A 16,988-nucleotide genomic window follows, 5' to 3' on the forward strand; every position below is an offset into this window, starting at 1 on the left:
GTCACCGCCCCGCGCGCCAGCCCATTTCCCAGAAATCGGCTTCGAGCCGGGTGGCTTCCTTGAAGATCGCGGCCAGCTCCGCCTCGCGGGCCGGCGTGGCGTAGCGAGCGGCCAGATCTTCCAGATGTGCCGACATTCTCGCCGCGACATCCTGGTAGGGTGCGCCGGCATATTCTGATGTCCAGACGCGATACGGGTTCGCCGCCGCGAGGGCATCGGGGTGCGAGGCGAGCCGCGTCGCGATTTCCGCGTAACCGATCACGCAAGGGGCAAGCGCCACCTTGAGCGCCAGCAGATCGCCGCGCATTCCCGTGTCGAGTACGTAGCGCGTATAGGCGAGCATCTCGACTGCCGGCGGGGCTTGTTCAAGATCGCTAGCCGACAGGCCCCAGCCGGCGCAGAGTTTTACATGCAGGTTCATCTCGACATCGAGAATGGCCGAGACGCCCGCCGCTGCCTCGCGCATGTCGGCGAGGCTGGGCGACTTGTAGACGGAGAGCGCGTAAGCGCGGGCGAACTCAATCAGGAACAAATAGTCCTGAATGAGGTAGTGACGAAACGCGGCTTCAGGGAGCGAACCATCCGCCAGGCCGTTCGTGAAGGGGTGCTCGGTATAGGCCCGCCACTCGGCCGCTGCTGCTGTCTTCAGTCGTTCGAAGAAGCTCATGATCTCTTTCGCTGGAACAGGGAACAATGCCCCGGCGCGCAGGTTCCGCATCGGGCAGAGCTATCGTCGCCCTGACTGATGACGAAATGCCGCCAAATAGCAATGCTTGCGTGGACCGATCCCGATACGCATCAAGTCAAGGTTCGTCATGAGCTCGTTTCGACCGGTTTTGCCATGCCTGCTATTGCTGGCGGTGCTTGCACTCGGCGGCAACGCGGTTCGGGCCCAAGGCACGCAAGGCGCGGTCCCCGACCGGGAATTGGTGGTGGCGACCAAGGAGGCGCCGCCGTTCGCGATGAAGCAGCCGGACGGCAGCTGGGGCGGCATCAGCATCGAGCTCTGGAGAAAAATCGCCGCCGGCGCGCATCTGCACTTTCGCCTGGTCGAGAGCCAGAACGTGCAGGATCTGCTGGATGGCGTCGCGAGCGGCCAGCTCGACGCCGGCGTCGCAGCGGTGACCGTGACCGCCGGGCGCGCCCGCAGCGTCGATTTCACGCAACCCTTCTACAACACCGGGCTGGGGATCGCGGTGCCGATCCATGAAAGCGCCTGGGTCTCGATCGGGCGGGCGCTGCTTTCCTTCGGCTTCTTCCAGGCGGTCGCGATCCTGCTTTCTCTTGCTATGGCGGTCGGCTTCCTGATCTGGCTGCTGGAACGGCGGAAAACCGAACATTTTTCCGGGGGCGCCAAGGGGCTCGGCTCCAGCTTCTGGTGGTCGACCATCGCCATGACCCAGGCGGGAGCCGCGCAGAATGCGCCGGCAACCCTGCCGGGACGGATCGTCGCGACCGCATGGATGATCGCTTCCATCATTGCCATCGCCGTGTTCACGGCAGGCATCACCTCCACCCTGACGCGCCGAGGGCTCGAAGGTGCCGTTCATGGCTTCAACGACCTGCGATCCGTGCGCGTTGGCGCCGTCGCCAACTCTGCGACGGCGGACTATCTCGCGCGTCAGCAACTTTCCTTCCGGGGATTTGCAGATCCGCAAGACGGCCTGTCGGCATTGCGACACGGCGCGATCGATGCCTTCGTCCACGACAAGCCGCTTCTGACCTGGACCGTCCGCAAGGATTTCTCGGCCTCGGTTCGTGTCGTCGACACCAGCTTCAGCCGGGAGAGCTATGCCATCGTGCTGCCGAAGGGCAGCAGCTTGCGGCCCATGCTCGATCTCGCCGTGCTCGATCAGATCGAAAGCGATTGGTGGCGACAAACGCTGTTCCAGACGCTGGGCAATGCACGTTCGCCCTAGACTAACTCCTCATGGTGAGGAGGTGCGTAAGCGCCGTCTCGAACCATGAGGCCGCCCTATCGCCCCGCGCCCCATCCTTCGAGACGCGCGCGAAAGCGCGCTCCTCAGGATGAGGTCGGTGGGTGCGGATGCAGGCCCTAATGCCCCTCAAATGCCATCAGCGTGCGCACCGGTACGTCCATCGCTCGCAATTTTGCGGCGCCGCCCAAATCCGGCAGGTCGATGATGAAGCAGGCGGCGACCACGTTGGCGCCGATCTGGCGCAGCAGTTTGACCGCGCCTTCGGCGGTGCCGCCGGTGGCGATCAGGTCGTCGACCAGGATGACGCGCTCGCCCGGATGGATGGCGTCCGCATGCATCTCCATCTCGTCGATGCCGTATTCGAGGGAGTAAGCGATGCGCACCGTGGCGTGCGGCAGCTTGCCTTTCTTGCGGATCGGCACGAAGCCGGCGGAAACCTGATGCGCGACCGCGCCGCCGATGATGAAACCGCGCGCCTCGATGCCGGCGACCTTGTCGATCTTCAGCCCGGCCCAGGGATGCACCAGCTCATCGACCGCGCGGCGGAAGGCGCGCGGCTCGCCGAGCAGCGTCGTGATGTCGCGAAACAGGATACCCTTTTTCGGGTAGTCCGGGATGGTGCGAACGGTGGCTTTCAGGTCGTGATCAAATGTCATTAGCTTCTCAGCCCCTTATCTATCCTCCGTCACTGCGAGCACCGCGAAGCAATCCAGCTTGGCTACAAGTAAGAAAGCTGGATTGCTTCGTCGCTTCGCTCCTCGCAATGACGATCAACTCACATTCAGCCGGAACGCATTCTCCACGATGCGCAGCCCTACCTCGCCGCCGAGCGACATCAGCGATTCCGGGTGGAACTGCACGCCGCCGACCGGCAGCGTCTTGTGTTCGATCGCCATCGCCACGCCGTCCTCGGTGGTGGCGGTGACGCTCAGCACCTCGGGCACGCTCTGGCGCTCGACAAACAGCGAGTGATAGCGGCCGATCACGATCTCATTGGGCAGGTTCTGCATCAGCCGGCCTCCCCGCACCTGGATACGCGAGGGCCGGCCATGCGCGGGCTGGCCGAGCTGGCCGAGCTGACCGCCAAAATATTCGCCAATCGCCTGCACGCCGAGACAGACGCCGAAGATCGGCAGCTTCTTGTCGATCGCAGCGCCGATGGTTTTGGAGATGCCGAAGTCTTCGGGGCGGCCCGGGCCGGGCGAGAGCACCAGAAGATCCCAGTTCTTCTTCAGCATCTCCTGCGCATGAACGTGCCGCACCACCGTGACGCTGGCGCCGACCTGGCGGAAATAGTCCGCCAGCATATGCACAAAGCTGTCGTCGTGATCGATCAGCAGCACCTTCTTGCCCGAGCCGGTGGCATCGGGCGCGAAAGCCGACAGCGGTTTTGGCGGATCGCCGCGCAGCGCCTGGAATAGCGCGGCGGCCTTGACCTGACATTCACGATCTTCGGCGGCGGGATCCGAGTCAAAGAGGCAGGTGGCGCCGACGCGGACTTCGGCAAGGCCATCCTTCATGCGAATGGTGCGGATGGTGAGGCCGGTGTTGATGCTGCCGTCGAAATTGACCGCGCCGATCGCGCCGGCGTACCAGCGCCGCGGCGAGCGCTCGTGATCCTCGACGAACTGCATCGCCCACAGCTTTGGCGCGCCTGTCACGGTGACCGCCCAGGCGTGGGTGAGGAAGGCGTCGAGCGAATCGAAGCCCGGCCGCAGCATGCCTTCGACGTGATCGACTGTATGGAAGAGTTTTGAGTAGGTTTCGATCTGGCGGCGCGCCAGCACCTTGATGGTGCCGGGCACGCAGATGCGCGCCTTGTCGTTGCGGTCGACGTCGGTGCACATGTTGAGCTCGAACTCGTCCTTTTCCGAGTTCAGGAGCTGCCTGATCTGCTCGGCATCGCCGATCGCGTCCGCGCCGCGGGCGATGGTGCCAGAAATCGGACAAGTCTCCACGCGGCGACCGTCGGAGCGCACAAACATTTCCGGCGAAGCGGAAACCAGGAATTCGCCATTGCCGAGATTCATCAGCGCGCCGTAGGGCGACGGGTTGATGATGCAGAGCCGTTGAAACACTTCCGCCGGTGAGCGCTCGCAGGGCTCGGCGAAGAGCTGGCCGGGCACGGCTTCAAAGAGATCGCCGCGCGCGAACGCGGCGCGCGCGGTTTCTACCGTGGCCTGGTATTCGCCGGGGGCGTGGTCGGCAAAGCCCTGGCGCGGCGTCTTCTTGTAGACGCTCTCTGCGGTCTCGCGCGGCAAACCCGCGGTGGATTTGCCCTTCCAGGCGAACTCATAGCTCAGCATGACGCCGCGGCCGGTGGCGCGGTCGTAGGCAAGCAGGCGATCCGGCACATAGAGCACGATGTCGCGCTGGTCGGCTTCGCGCGCACGCTTCTGCACGAGGTCCTCGATCTGGAACACGAGATCGTAGGCGAAGGCGCCGTACAGGCCGAGCAGCGGATCGTCATTGGCGGAGAATGCGGCAATGAGATCGCGCACCAGCGACATCACGCTGGCCCGGCGGGTGCGCTGGTCTTCCTCGACCGGCGCTGCGCCGCGGACGATATGGCCGGCAAGGCGGCTCGCGCTTTTCTCGTCGATCACGACGCAGGGCTCGCGCAGGACATCGGCGATGAACGCGATCAGCACCTCGCCGCGCGCATTCAGGGCGCGCAGCGAAAAATTCGTGCCTGACGTTTCCAGCACCAGCGGCGGATCGGCAAAGCCGAGGTCAAAACTCTCGTAGCGGCCGGGCACCGTGGTGCCCGAGGACAGCACGACGCCTGGGCGGCGGTCGAGCAGTTCGATCAGGTCGTCCAGCCGCTTGGCGTCGCCGGAAAACTGCTCGGACATGCGCGTGATCGCCAGCCCGCTCGCGGTGCGATACTCGCTTTTGTCGGGGAGCGAAAAGACGGTCCTGTTCATGTGATCCTCTTACGAAACTTGCCGAGGGAACGCCACACAGGACAAACGAAAGGCCGCCGAACTGCGTTGGCGACCTCTGACGATTTTTTGAAAATGCAATCGCACCGGCCACCTCTTAAGAGGTGCGCCACCAACGACGGGTTGGTCTGATCACGGTGCTCATGGGGATTACTCACCATCGGCAACGGTCCGTGTCAAGGGATGCCGGGCCACAGGCTGCCGCTTTCAATGGCATTTGAGGGCTTTCAGAAACGGAAAATACCCCTAAGATTCGCATTAACCGGGCTGGCGAAGGTCCGGATCAAGGAGGCGCATATGGCATTGCTGGGTCTGGGATATGCCGGGTTTGGGTCTGACGCGCTCGACGACTGGCGGGAGTTCGGCACCGGCCTGGTCGGTTTTCAGGCAGTCGAGCGCGGCAATTCGCTGCTCGCCTTCCGGATGGACGACCGCAAGCAGCGCGTGGTGATCGACCGCGCGATGGGCGAAGGCACGCGCTTTTTCGGCTGGGAAGTGGCAGATAGCACGGCGCTCGATGCGCTGGCGGCGAAGCTGGAGGCGGCCGGCGTGAAGGTCACCGCCGAGCCGGCGGCGCTGGCCGATGCGCGGCGCGTGCGCGGGCTGATTTCGTTCAGCGATCCCGAAGGCAACCGGCTCGAGGCATTCTGGGGCGCCGAGACCGACGAGACGCCGTTCCGGCCCGGCCGCAACATTTCCGGTTTCCGCACCGGTCCATTGGGGCTCGGGCATGCCGTGCTGACGGTAGAGAATATCGATCCGATGCTGGCGTTCTATACCGGCGTGCTCGGCTTCGGGCTGTCCGACTACATCACAAAACCGTTCCGCGCCTATTTCTTCCACGTCAATGCGCGGCACCACTCGCTTGCGATGATCGAGACCGGCAAGAGCGGCATGCACCATCTGATGGTGGAACTGTTCTCGCTCGACGACGTCGGGCAGGCCTACGACATCGCACTGACGCAGGAAGGTCGCGTCGGCGTCACGCTCGGCCGCCACACCAACGATTTCATGACCTCGTTCTACTGCAAGTCGCCCTCCTCCTTCATGATCGAATGCGGCTGGGGCGGGCGCGAGATCGATCCGCCAACCTGGCAGGCGGTCGAGATGTTCGACGGGCCGAGCCTGTGGGGCCACGATCGCGTCTGGCTGCCGGAAAAGGACCGCGAGGTCGCCCGCGACATGCGCATGAACGCCGCCCGCGAGGGCAAGCGCGCGCCGGTGCAGGTGATGGAGGGGAATTACAAGCTGATGTCGGGCACGTGCGCGTGGTGGGACGGGGTGCGGGAGGGCGGCGGATAGTCAGTTCTCATGCAACTCATCTCCAGTCGGTGCATCCCGTCGCCCGTGGCGCACATGGATGACGACTAGCTCGTCCCCTTTAACCTGGTGATAGACGAGATAGGGATATCGGGAAGTCGGAAATACACGGACACCATAAATATCAGTATCGCGTCCGAGAGCTGGGTGTCGAGCCAACAACTCACTCGTGAGACGAATTTGCGCTGCTACAGCGGTAGCCGCCCGCGGGCTATGCTCCGCAATGTATTCGTGAATGTCGGCGATGTCGGCATAAGCGCGCGGCGAAAAACGCAGCCTCACAGGCCGCACTTTTTCCAGAGAGCGGCCATCTCCTCATCGGTCACATATTCACCACGCTCCGCTTCCGCGAGGCCTTCGAGCACTGCCGCACGATGCAACTCCGGTACGACAAACTGGTCACTGCCAGCCGCAGCGATCTGTTCCAGTATTTCCGCGACATAGGCCTGTCGGTCTTCCGGAAGCCGTCGTACCTTCTCAATCGCGTCTTCAAGAACCTTGGTCATGGATTACATATATCATGGATCGGGGCAGAGGCGAGATGCCTACTCCCGATAGCACCCCTGCTCGATCTCCTCGATCAGTCCGCGCGCCTTCGGCTGCCAATTGAGCTCACGGCGGGCACGCTTGGCGCGGACGCGGCTGTTGGAGGCCATGGTGTCCTCGGTGGTGCCCTCGCTCCATTCGCTCGCGGCGTCCTGCATGGTCATTGCCGAGGGCGGGCCGGCAAAGCCGAGCATGCGGTTGATAGCGAAGCACGCTTCGCGCATCGAGTTCTCGCCGTTCTCGACAAAATAGAAGCTGCCGGCTGGCGCCTTGTCGATCGCGAGTGCATAGAGCGGGACGAGATCGTCGATATGCACGTTGGACCAGATATTTTCGCCGGGCCCGGCATGGGCGGCGTTGCCGCGCTTTTTCGCGAGCCTGATCAGGAGCGGCACCTGCACGCTGTCGCGGCCGGCGCCGTGGCCGATGCCGTAGATCAGGCTGGGGCAGATGATGACGGGGCGGCAGCCCTTGTCGTGAGCGCCAAGGATGAAGTGATTGAGTTCGACGCGCGCGACGCGTGCAGGCGACGGCGCGATCGGCGTATCCTCATCGAAGATATCGTCGGAGCGCTCGCCGCGGGAACGCCAGCCGACAATGCTCGAGCCCGAAGTGTGGATGAAGGCCTTGCCGCTGCCGGCGAGTGCATCGAGCAGGGCTGTGACCGCTCCCCTGTGGTCGGCGCTCGCCGCGTTGACGACGACATCGGCGGCCTGGGCTGCGCGCGCAAGGACGGCAGCGTCGTCCAGCGTACCCATGACAGGCTCGATGCCGAACGTGCGGACGGCGTCCGCTTTTTCGGCAGAACGAACGAGGCCGGTGACCTGATGGCCGGCAGCGGCGAGATGCGCAGCAACCGAACCACCGATGTAACCCGATGCGCCTGTGCAGAAGATTTTCATGTGCTTTGATCTCGTCGTCCCTGCGAACGCAGGGATCCATAACCACAGGGTGAGGTTGGCTTGCGCAGGTATCTCTCAGTCGATCTCACTAGAACCGCCGCGGAGTATGGGTCCCTGCACCGGGAGCGCAATTGCGCCCCTTGGCAGGGACGACGGTTGAGATGAGATCGCTTTACCCAAGATGCTTCTTGAAAAACTCGGTCGCCCTGCCCCACGCCAGCTCGGCAGCGGCGCGGTCGTGCACGGCGACGCGCTGCTCGTTCACGAAGGCGTGCTCGGCGTCATAGCGGAACAGTTCGAGCGATTTTCCGGCTGATTTCATCGCCTTCTCAAAACCGTCGACCAGTTCCGGCGTGCACCAGTCGTCCTTGTTGGCGAAATGCGCCTGTAGCGGGATCTTCACGTCCGCGGGTTTTGCAGCCTGCTCCGGCGGAATGCCGTAGAACACGACGCCGGCTGCAAGCTCCGGAATTTTGGTGGCGCCGATGATGGTCACGGCGCCGCCGAGGCAGAAGCCGGTGAGGCCCACCTTGCCGCCGTTGCGCGCGAGATACTGCGCGGCGCCGCGAACGTTCTGCGTGGTGGCGTCCATGAAATCGAGCGAGTTCATCTCGCTGTTGGCCGCATCGGTGTCGTGATAGGGCACCACCTTGCCCTTGTAGAGATCGGGCGCCAGCGCATCAAAACCCGCTACCGCAAAGCGGTCGCACAGGCCCTTGATGTTGTCGGACAGGCCCCACCATTCCTGCACCACCACCACGCCCGGCGCGTTGCCGCGCGCGGCATTGGCGAGATAGCCGGCGGTTTCCTTGCCGTCCGGACGCTTGAAGGTGATGTGGGTACCCATGGTTCCTCCGCGAGGTGTTTTCTGGCCGTGATGCTTGCGGCCATTTTGGCGGCTGGAGGGGATGGATGCAATCTCACGCATCGTCATTCCGGGGCGATGCGAAGCATCGAACCCGGAATCTCGAGATTCCGGGTCTGGTCCTTCGGACCATCCCGGAATGACGGCGTACTTTGCGAGCGCAACAAAAAAAGCCCCCGCAGGGGCTTTTTACGCATTCATGTCACCTGAATGAAGCTCAGTGCGCGGTGGCCCAGACCTTCTTCTTGGTGAAGTAGAGCAGGCCCGCCAGCAGGATCAGGAACACGAACACCTGTAGGCCGAGGCGCTTGCGGGCCTCCATATGCGGCTCGGCGGCCCACATCAGGAAGGTGGTGACGTCCTTGGCGTATTGCGCGACGGTGGCCGGCGAGCCGTCATCGAAGGTCACCTGGCCGTCACTGAGCGGCTTCGGCATCTTGATGGCATGGCCGGGGAAATAGGTGTTGTAGAAGGAGCCCGCCGGCAGGTTGAAGCCGGCCGGCGGCTTGTCCTCATAACCCTGTAGCAGCGCCACGAGATAGTCCGGGCCCTGCTCCTGGTACTGGGTGAAGAAGTCGAAGATGAACGTCGGGAAACCGCGACCGTAGGTGCGCGCCTTGGTGATCAGCGACAGGTCCGGCGGCGCAGCGCCGCCATTGGCCGCGCGGGCCGCCTGCTCGTTCGGGAACGGCGAGGGGAAATAGTCCGCCGGCCGGCCCGGCCGCTCGAACATCTCGCCCTGATCGTTCGGGCCATCCTTGATCTTGTACTCGGAAGCAAAGGCCGCCGCCTGCGCGGTCGAGTAACCGGGACCGCCGGGGTCGGCGAGGTTGCGGAACGCGACAAAGGACAGGCCATGGCAGGCCGAGCAGACTTCTTTGTAGACCTTCAGACCGCGTTGCAAGGCACCGCGGTCAAATTTGCCGAAAGGGCCGGAGAACGACCACTTGTTCGCGGGCGGTTTCTGCTGGCCTTCTGCGGCCGACACATTTTGCGCGCTGCCGACGAACAGGCCGCCGGCGATCATCAGCGCGATCACGGTGGACACCATCGGCGCGGTCTTGCTGCCGGTCTTGGCCAGCACGTCGTCGGCGATCGAGTTCGGCAGCGGACGCGGCTTTTCGATCCGCGCCAGCAGCGGCAGCACGACCAGGAAGTAGGCAAAGTACATCACCGTGAGGATGCGGCCGACGATCACATAGATGCCTTCCGGCGGTTGCGCGCCGAGATAGCCGAGGCCGATGCAGACCACCACGAAGATCCAGAAGAACTGCTTGGCCAGCGGGCGGTACTTCGAGGACTTGGTCCTGGCGCTGTCGAGCCAGGGCAGGAACGCCAGGATGATGATCGCACCGAACATCGCGACCACGCCCGCGAGCTTGTTCGGGATCGAACGCAGGATCGCGTAGAACGGCAGGTAGTACCATTCCGGCACGATGTGGGCGGGCGTCACGCCGGGATTGGCCGGAACGTAGTTCTCGGCGTCGCCGAGATAGTTCGGCATGTAGAAGATGAACCAGGCGTAGAGCAGCAGGAACACGGACACGCCGAACATGTCCTTGATGGTCGCATGCGGCGTGAACGGCACCGAGTCCTTCTCGGTCTTCATCTCGACGCCGGCCGGATTGTTCTGGCCCGCGACATGCAGCGCCCAGACGTGCAGCACGACCACGCCGGCGATCACGAACGGCAGCAGGTAGTGCAGCGAGAAGAAGCGGTTCAGCGTGGGATTGCCGACCGCATAACCGCCCCAGAGCAAGGTCACGATGCTCTCGCCGACATAGGGAATGGCGGAGAACAGGTTGGTGATGACGGTGGCGCCCCAGAAGCTCATCTGGCCCCACGGCAGCACGTAGCCCATGAAGCCGGTCGCCATCATCAAGAGGTAGATGATCACGCCGAGGATCCAGAGCACTTCGCGCGGCTCCTTGTACGACCCGTAATAGAGGCCGCGGAACATGTGGACGTAGACGGCGAAGAAGAACATCGAGGCGCCGCAGGCGTGCATGTTGCGCAGCAGCCAGCCGAAATTCACGTCGCGGACGATCAGCTCGACGGACTTGAAGGCGAGATCGGCATGCGGGGTGTAGTGCATGGCGAGGATCACGCCGGTGGCGATTTGCATCGCCAGCATGAACGAGAGGATGGCGCCGAAGGTCCACCAGTAGTTCAGGTTACGCGGCGTCGGATAGGCCACGAACGAGGAATGGACGAGACCCATAATCGGGAGGCGCCGTTCGATCCACTTCAAGGCGGGATTGGTCGGCTGGAAATCGGATGGTCCGCTCATTGATGCGATCCTGAGGAAGGTAGACGACGCGACGGGTTAAAGGTCTCGGACGGATGTCCGAGGCCTCAGCCGATCTGGATTTTGGTGTCGGAAAGAAATGCGTAGGGCGGCACGGCGAGGTTGGCCGGCGCCGGACCCTGACGGATGCGGCCGGAGGTGTCGTAGACCGAGCCGTGGCAAGGGCAGAAGAAGCCGTCGTACTGGCCCTCATGCGCGATCGGGATACAGCCGAGATGGGTGCAGATGCCGACTACCACGAGCCACTGCTCATGGCCGGCCTTGGTACGCTGCTGGTCGGTCTGCGGATCGGGCAGGCTCGACAGCGGCACCTTCTGGGCCTCCTCGACCTGCTTCTTGGTGCGGTTCATGATGTAGATCGGCTTGCCGCGCCAGAACACCTTGATGTCCTGTCCCTCGGCGATCGGGGTGAGGTCGACCTCGATCGGCGCGCCGGCTGCGATCGTCGCGGCATCCGGGTTCATCTGCGAGATGAACGGCCAAGCGGTGGCCACTGCGCCAACGGCGGCCACGGCTCCGGTTGCAACAAAAAGGAAATCACGGCGTGTCGGATGATCCGCCGAAGACGCTGTCGTCACGATCCAAAACCCTTTCCAAGCTGCACCGGTGGACCTCCCCGGGAACGCCCATACGAACGCCCAACGTATCCCGAGGTGGCTGCCGGCGCCCGCGACCCCCGCGGCGGCAGAATGACCGCTTTTCCGCCCCGGTTTCGGGGGGAACAGCCAATCCAGAATCGTTCTATTGGCACCCTTGCCGGAAGAGCGCAAGCCCGCTATCCGCTCGCAAGCGTGCAATGCACTAATTCTGCGGCAGAGCGTGATTTTTTCAACGCGTTCATGCGGATTTCAAGGGCCTGTCATACCCATGCAGATTGCGCTGTTCCAGCCGGACATTCCGCAGAACACGGGTACGATTCTGCGCCTGTGCGCCTGCCTTGACGTGGCCGCCCACATTATCGAGCCGGCGGGTTTTGCGACCTCGGACCGGACGTTTCGGAGGGCCGGGATGGACTATCTTGATCAGGTCAGTCTGAGCCGCCATGACTCCTGGTCCAAATTCGAACAATGGCGCCGCGCGAAGGGTCACCGGCTGATCCTGTTCTCGACCAAAGGAGCGGATTCCTACCTTGATTACCGCTATAAGGCGGCCGATATCCTGCTGTTCGGGCGCGAATCCGCCGGCGTGACGGACGAGGTCGTGGCGGCAGCCGATGCCCGGGTGGTCATTCCCATAAAACCGGGCCTGCGCTCGCTCAACGTGGCGATGGCGGCCGCCATGGCACTGGGTGAGGCGCTGCGGCAGACCCGCGATGCGCCCCCTTAAGGAGAAGCGGTGAGCTACGCGGTAAAAGAGATTTTTCTCACCCTACAGGGCGAAGGCGCCCATGCCGGGCGTGCAGCGGTGTTTTGCCGCTTCGCCGGCTGCAACCTCTGGAGCGGGCGCGAGCAGGACCGCGCGAGCGCGACATGTCAGTTCTGCGACACCGATTTCGTCGGCACCGACGGCACCTTGGGCGGCCGTTTTGCGACCGCGGACGAACTCGCCGACACCGTCGCCGCGCAATGGACAAGCGGAAATGCCAACCGTTATGTGGTGCTGACCGGAGGCGAGCCGCTGCTTCAGGTGGACAGCGCGCTGATCGAGGCGCTGCATGCGCGCGGCTTCGAAGTCGGCATCGAAACCAACGGCACCCTCACCCCGCCCGGCGGCCTCGACTGGATCTGCGTCAGCCCGAAGGGCGGCGCGGAGCTGGTGGTGCGGCGCGGGCACGAGTTGAAACTGGTCTACCCGCAGGCTAATGCGGCGCCTGAAACCTTTGCCGGCCTCGACTTCGAGCGATTTTCGCTACAGCCGATGGACGGCCCGGATGTTGCCGAAAATACCGCGCGCGCAGTGGATTATTGCCTACAGCATCCGCAATGGCGGCTCAGCCTTCAGACGCACAAGACGCTCGGCATCAGATAGAGACTGGATACTTGGACAGATGTGGGAATTGACGAAATCGTTCCGGTTCGAAGCGGCGCATGCGCTGCCGGGGACGACGTTAGGTGCGGCGAGCGAGGAAATCCATGGCCACTCGTTCCGCGCCGAGGTGAGTATCCGCGGCACGCCGGATCCCGACACCGGCATGGTGCTCGATCTCGGCCTGCTCGAGCGCAGCATGGCCGATGTGCACAAGACGCTGGACCACAAGCTGCTCAACCGCGTGGAAGCGCTTGGCCCGCCGACGCTGGAAAACCTGTCGCGTTTCATTTTCGAGAAACTACAGCACGCCGGGCAAATCACCCGCGTCAGCGTGCACCGCGACAGTTGCAACGAGAGCTGCACCTATTTCGGGCCGCAGGGGTAAACGTCATTGCGAGCGAAGCGAAGCAATCCAGAGCGGCGGGCGGGACTCTGGATTGCTTCGTCGCTCCGCTTCTCGCAATGACGGCGGCTAAATTTGAGGGCGTAATGGACATATCCCTGATCGAGCAACGCAAGCAGCGCGCGCGTATGTGGTTCGAAGCGCTCCGCAACGACATCTGCACGGCGTTCGAAAGACTGGAGGACGAGGCGCCCTCCCCGCTCTATGCGGGCGACGCCGGCCGCTTCGTGCGCACGCCGTGGGAGCGTACCGACCATACCGGCGCCAAGGGCGGCGGCGGGGTGATGGCGATGATGCGCGGGCGGCTGTTCGAAAAGGTCGGCGTGCACTGCTCGACCGTGCATGGCGAATTCGCCCCCGAATTCCGCGCCCAGATTCCCGGCGCGGCCGACGATCCGCGCTTCTGGGCTTCCGGCATCTCGCTGATCGCGCATCTGAAGAATCCGCACGTGCCAGCGGTGCACATGAACACGCGCTTTGTCGTCACCACAAAAGCCTGGTTCGGCGGCGGCGCGGATCTGACGCCGGTGCTTGATCGCCGGCGCACGCAGGAAGACGCCGACACGATCGCGTTTCATGCCGCGATGAAGCAGGCGTGCGGCGGCGGCAACGGCGTTGCCGATTATGACAAGTACAAGAAGTGGTGCGACGAATATTTTTTCCTGCCGCATCGCAAGGAGGCGCGCGGCATCGGCGGCATCTTCTACGACTGGCACGACAGCGGCGACTGGGACGCCGACCTCGCCTTCACCCAGGACGTCGGCCGCGCGTTCCTGAAAATCTATCCGGAGCTGGTGCGGCGCAATTTCAACACGCCCTGGAACGAGGCCGACCGCGAGGAGCAGTTGATCCGCCGCGGACGCTATGTCGAGTTCAACCTGCTGTATGACCGCGGCACCATCTTCGGGCTGAAGACCGGCGGCAACGTCGATTCCATCCTTTCCTCCATGCCGCCGGAGGTGAAATGGCCGTAAAGCTGCCCCGCGCCATGCTGATCGACATGGACGACACCATCCTGTCGGCCTATGGCCGCCCCGAGATCGCGTGGAACCATATCGCCGGCGAGTTCGCCGATGAACTCAAGCCATTGCCGCCGCAACAGGTTGCCGCCGCCGTCCTGATCTTTGCGCGAAAATTCTGGTCGACGGCCGAGCCGGTGTGGCGGCTGAAGCTCGAAGAGGCGCGACGCCTGACGGTAAAGGGCGGTTTTGACGCGCTCGCCACAGCCGGTCATGTGCGGCTGCCGGAAGAACTGGCGATCCGCATCGCCGACCGCTTCACCGCCTATCGCGAGGAAGAGATGTTCGTCTTCCCCGGTGCGCATGATGCGATCGACGAATTGAAAGCGCGCGGCGTCAAGCTGGCCCTGGTGACCAACGGCGCAGCGGAAACCCAGCGCGCCAAGGTCGAACGTTTTGCGCTGGCGCACCGCTTCGACCACATCCAGATCGAGGGCGAGCACGGTTTTGGCAAACCGGAAGAGCGCGCCTATCTGCACGCCATGGAGACGCTCGGCGTCAGCGCGCCGGATACATGGATGGTGGGCGATAATCTCGAGTGGGAAATCGCCGCGCCCCAGCGGCTCGGCATCTATTCGATCTGGATGGATGTGCACGGCGAGGGCTTGCCCCCGCAATCCACAGTCAAGCCCGACCGCATTATTCGATCGCTTAGCGAGCTGCTGACGGACACCCTGCCGTGATCCTGTCATGACAAGCCGGTACGTTCCGAATTCTCACTGACCAGATTCGGAAGGAACAAGTCATGGAATTGAAACCGGGCGACGTCGTCGTGCTGAAATCAGGCGGCCAACCGCTGACGGTAGCGGAAGTGAACGAGGACAGCGTCTTGTGCCTGTGGATGGGCGTCGAAGGCGATCTGTTCCGCGAAACGCTGCCGCTTGCCGCGCTGGAACCCGTCGAAATCGAGGACGACGAAGAAGAGGATGAGTCGGAAGACGAGGACGAGGACGAGTCGGAAGACGACGACGAAGAGGACGAGGACGAAGAGCCCAAGAAGAAGAAGCGGGCCTGATCCGTTCCTGGCGATGCTGCCCGATTGTGAGGCAGCATCGCCGTTCCAGAGCGCGCGGCGTTGGCGTACGCCGTATGGGCTAACCGCCAGCCACGCGGCGAATCACGCCGTCGGCGTCTGTCACATCGCCGTCAGACGTCCAGGCGACAAACTGATCCGGCCGGACCAGAACCAGCGCCGTCCCGTAGAATTTTCCGGCTTCCGCGCTGTCATCCCTGATCAGCTTGAGCGGCACTCCCGCGGCCTCTGCGGCGCGCCTGATCCCGGATACAGCAACCTCCGGCGCGCCGAGATCGAGCAGCGTAAATCCTTCGCCCAGTTCCTCGAACACGTTGCGGCCTGATGCGAGCCCGCGTGGCGCCAGGTGATGTCCGGCGCGCGCTGCGAATTGATGCGACCCGATCGCGCTACAGGTCGCGCCAGGCGGGCCTGCGACGATCGAAGAGCCTTCGTAGTTCGGCTCGAACGAATTGACTTCCGAACGCGCGCCTGAGGAACGCGCCTGCCATTCGGCTTCGAATCCATCCTTGTCGGTCTCGGGATCGAACTTCGCCAAAAACGCCCGGTCGCTCTCGATCGCCTTTTCGATGAAATCGCGCGCGGTCGATGCGAATACCGGACGACGTTCCTCGCCGTAGGAATCGAGAATATCTGCGCCGGCCCAGCCTTGCAGCACGGCCGCGAGCTTCCAGCCGAGATTGGCGGCATCCTCCAGGCCGGTGTTGATGCCGTAGCCGCCATAGGGCGGATGGCTGTGTGCGGCATCGCCGGCGATGAAGACGCGGCCGATGCGATATTGATCGGCGATTGCGACGCGCAGGTCCCAGAAGCCGATGTGCTCGAACTCGACGTCGAACTCCTCGCCGACTGCCGAATGCAGAAGGCCGCGGAAATCGAAATTGTCCCTGGTGGTGCCGAGCGGCACCGGCGCATGGAAGAACCAGGTGGTGCCGAGATCGACGCGGCCAAAGAACTTCCAGTAGCCCTTCAGGTCGGGATGCAGCACATTGTAGAATGACTTGTTGGGATAGCGCTCGAGCAGTCTGTGCAGGCCGGTCGAGCGGAACACCAGCAGCACCATCAACCGGTCGTGGTCGGTCAGGGTCTGCGTGATGCCGGCGGCATCGCGCACCAGCGAGCGGCTGCCGTCACAACCGACGACGTAGTCCGCATGCAAGGTGCGGCGACCGTCACCGTTGCGCTCGGCAATCGTCACCTGAACGCCTTTCGCGTCCTGCGCAATGGCGGACGCGCTCCAGCCATAGACGGTCTCGACATCAGGCAACTGGCTGAGGCGATGCCGCAGCACCGCCTCGGTGGCATATTGCGGCAGCCGTTCGTTGTCAGTGAAGTAATAGGGCCGCACCAGCTCGCGCTGTAGCCAATCGTACCGGTAGCCGCTCAACAGCGTGCCGTAGGACGTCATGCCACCGATGCCGTAATCGGGCGGAATCGTCCGCGCGGCGCGCAGCTCCTTCTCCGCGCCCCAGAAGTAAAAGTGCTCGAGGGTGCGCTGGGTCAGGTTCTGACCCTTCGGAATCGGCTGCGGACTCGTATAGCGCTCGACCAGAACGCACCTGATGCCGCGCTGGCCGAGCTCGATCGCAAGGCCAAGACCGACCGGCCCGCCTCCGACAATGACGACTTGCGTGGCTGACGTGGCTGGCGGGGTCATCTCGGCTTCTTGCGACTGGCGGCGGAATGGACCGGCGGAAATGAGGGCAGAGGCGGCCTCAAGTCAAGCATAATCTCATAAT

18 protein-coding genes are annotated in these 16,988 nt (G+C 63.5%); 8 read left to right on the forward strand and 10 right to left on the reverse strand.

Annotated elements, in window-relative coordinates:
• Position 1: 1 nt before the first annotated feature.
• The gene (gene tenA / locus JQ628_RS02485; RefSeq protein ID WP_212218620.1) at positions 2–667 is read right to left on the reverse strand and encodes a thiaminase II; all 666 of its coding nucleotides are present in this window, start codon (positions 665–667) and stop codon (positions 2–4) included.
• A 148-nt stretch (positions 668–815) separates the two neighbouring features.
• Here tenA and JQ628_RS02490 point away from each other — a divergent pair, with 148 nt between their 5' ends.
• A complete protein-coding gene (locus JQ628_RS02490) occupies positions 816–1,919 on the forward strand; it encodes a transporter substrate-binding domain-containing protein (RefSeq protein ID WP_212218623.1) in 1,104 nt (367 codons plus the stop codon).
• A 137-nt stretch (positions 1,920–2,056) separates the two neighbouring features.
• Here the strand turns inward: JQ628_RS02490 and JQ628_RS02495 are convergent, their stop codons facing one another.
• Together JQ628_RS02495 and JQ628_RS02500 are read right to left on the reverse strand one after the other, a co-directional pair.
• Positions 2,057–2,596, reverse strand: a complete 540-nt coding sequence (locus tag JQ628_RS02495) for an adenine phosphoribosyltransferase (RefSeq protein WP_212218626.1) — start codon at positions 2,594–2,596, stop codon at positions 2,057–2,059.
• Positions 2,597–2,710: 114 nt separating this feature from the next.
• Positions 2,711–4,867, reverse strand: coding sequence for an anthranilate synthase component I (locus JQ628_RS02500; protein WP_212218630.1), 2,157 nt, complete (start codon positions 4,865–4,867; stop codon positions 2,711–2,713).
• Positions 4,868–5,182: 315 nt separating this feature from the next.
• On the opposite strand from JQ628_RS02500, the gene JQ628_RS02505 reads away from it, so the two are divergent.
• On the forward strand, positions 5,183–6,187 hold the full coding sequence (locus tag JQ628_RS02505) for a VOC family protein (RefSeq protein ID WP_212218632.1): 1,005 nt from the start codon (positions 5,183–5,185) through the stop codon (positions 6,185–6,187).
• On the opposite strand, the gene JQ628_RS34935 is transcribed toward JQ628_RS02505, so the two are convergent.
• The 6 genes from JQ628_RS34935 to petA all read right to left on the reverse strand — a co-directional run bounded on the left by JQ628_RS34935 (position 6,188) and on the right by petA (position 11,404).
• Entirely contained in the window at positions 6,188–6,496 is a 309-nt protein-coding gene (locus JQ628_RS34935; protein ID WP_433996096.1) for a type II toxin-antitoxin system RelE/ParE family toxin, read from the reverse strand.
• Complete coding sequence (locus tag JQ628_RS02515) at positions 6,484–6,711, reverse strand: hypothetical protein (RefSeq protein ID WP_212218638.1); 228 nt, start codon at positions 6,709–6,711, stop codon at positions 6,484–6,486. The genes JQ628_RS34935 and JQ628_RS02515 overlap by 13 nt, the downstream gene beginning before the upstream one ends.
• A gap of 39 nt (positions 6,712–6,750) precedes the next feature.
• The gene (locus tag JQ628_RS02520; RefSeq protein WP_212218640.1) at positions 6,751–7,653 is read right to left on the reverse strand and encodes an NAD-dependent epimerase/dehydratase family protein; all 903 of its coding nucleotides are present in this window, start codon (positions 7,651–7,653) and stop codon (positions 6,751–6,753) included.
• Between the two features lie 172 nt (positions 7,654–7,825).
• Positions 7,826–8,500, reverse strand: a complete 675-nt coding sequence (locus JQ628_RS02525) for a dienelactone hydrolase family protein (RefSeq protein ID WP_212218643.1) — start codon at positions 8,498–8,500, stop codon at positions 7,826–7,828.
• 235 nt (positions 8,501–8,735) lie between these two features.
• Entirely contained in the window at positions 8,736–10,808 is a 2,073-nt protein-coding gene (locus JQ628_RS02530) for a cytochrome c1 (protein WP_212218646.1), read from the reverse strand.
• Positions 10,809–10,873: 65 nt separating this feature from the next.
• Positions 10,874–11,404: a ubiquinol-cytochrome c reductase iron-sulfur subunit gene (gene petA, locus JQ628_RS02535; RefSeq protein ID WP_212218649.1), complete on the reverse strand. Its 531-nt coding sequence runs from the start codon at positions 11,402–11,404 to the stop codon at positions 10,874–10,876.
• A gap of 289 nt (positions 11,405–11,693) precedes the next feature.
• Between petA and JQ628_RS02540 the strand changes: the two genes are divergently transcribed.
• The 6 genes from JQ628_RS02540 (at position 11,694) to JQ628_RS02565 (ending at position 15,231) form a co-directional block, all read left to right on the forward strand.
• Entirely contained in the window at positions 11,694–12,152 is a 459-nt protein-coding gene (locus JQ628_RS02540; protein ID WP_212218652.1) for a tRNA (cytidine(34)-2'-O)-methyltransferase, read from the forward strand.
• A 9-nt stretch (positions 12,153–12,161) separates the two neighbouring features.
• Positions 12,162–12,794 (forward strand): 7-carboxy-7-deazaguanine synthase, encoded by a 633-nt coding sequence (gene queE / locus JQ628_RS02545; protein WP_212218655.1) that lies wholly within the window; start codon positions 12,162–12,164, stop codon positions 12,792–12,794.
• Between the two features lie 19 nt (positions 12,795–12,813).
• Positions 12,814–13,179, forward strand: coding sequence for a 6-pyruvoyl trahydropterin synthase family protein (locus JQ628_RS02550; protein WP_212218658.1), 366 nt, complete (start codon positions 12,814–12,816; stop codon positions 13,177–13,179).
• A gap of 104 nt (positions 13,180–13,283) precedes the next feature.
• Positions 13,284–14,171 carry an oxygen-dependent coproporphyrinogen oxidase gene (gene hemF, locus JQ628_RS02555; protein WP_212218661.1) on the forward strand — a complete coding sequence of 296 codons (888 nt, stop codon included), beginning with the start codon at positions 13,284–13,286 and terminating at the stop codon, positions 14,169–14,171.
• Entirely contained in the window at positions 14,162–14,899 is a 738-nt protein-coding gene (locus tag JQ628_RS02560; protein WP_212218664.1) for an HAD family hydrolase, read from the forward strand. The genes hemF and JQ628_RS02560 overlap by 10 nt, the downstream gene beginning before the upstream one ends.
• 62 nt (positions 14,900–14,961) lie before the next feature.
• Positions 14,962–15,231, forward strand: a complete 270-nt coding sequence (locus JQ628_RS02565; RefSeq protein ID WP_212218667.1) for a YodC family protein — start codon at positions 14,962–14,964, stop codon at positions 15,229–15,231.
• 79 nt (positions 15,232–15,310) lie between these two features.
• Here the strand turns inward: JQ628_RS02565 and JQ628_RS02570 are convergent, their stop codons facing one another.
• The gene (locus tag JQ628_RS02570) at positions 15,311–16,906 is read right to left on the reverse strand and encodes an FAD-dependent monooxygenase (protein WP_212218670.1); all 1,596 of its coding nucleotides are present in this window, start codon (positions 16,904–16,906) and stop codon (positions 15,311–15,313) included.
• Between the last annotated feature and the right edge of the window lie 82 nt (positions 16,907–16,988).

The sequence above is a fragment of the Bradyrhizobium lablabi genome, from assembly GCF_018129385.1.
Lineage (GTDB): Bacteria > Pseudomonadota > Alphaproteobacteria > Rhizobiales > Xanthobacteraceae > Bradyrhizobium > Bradyrhizobium lablabi_C.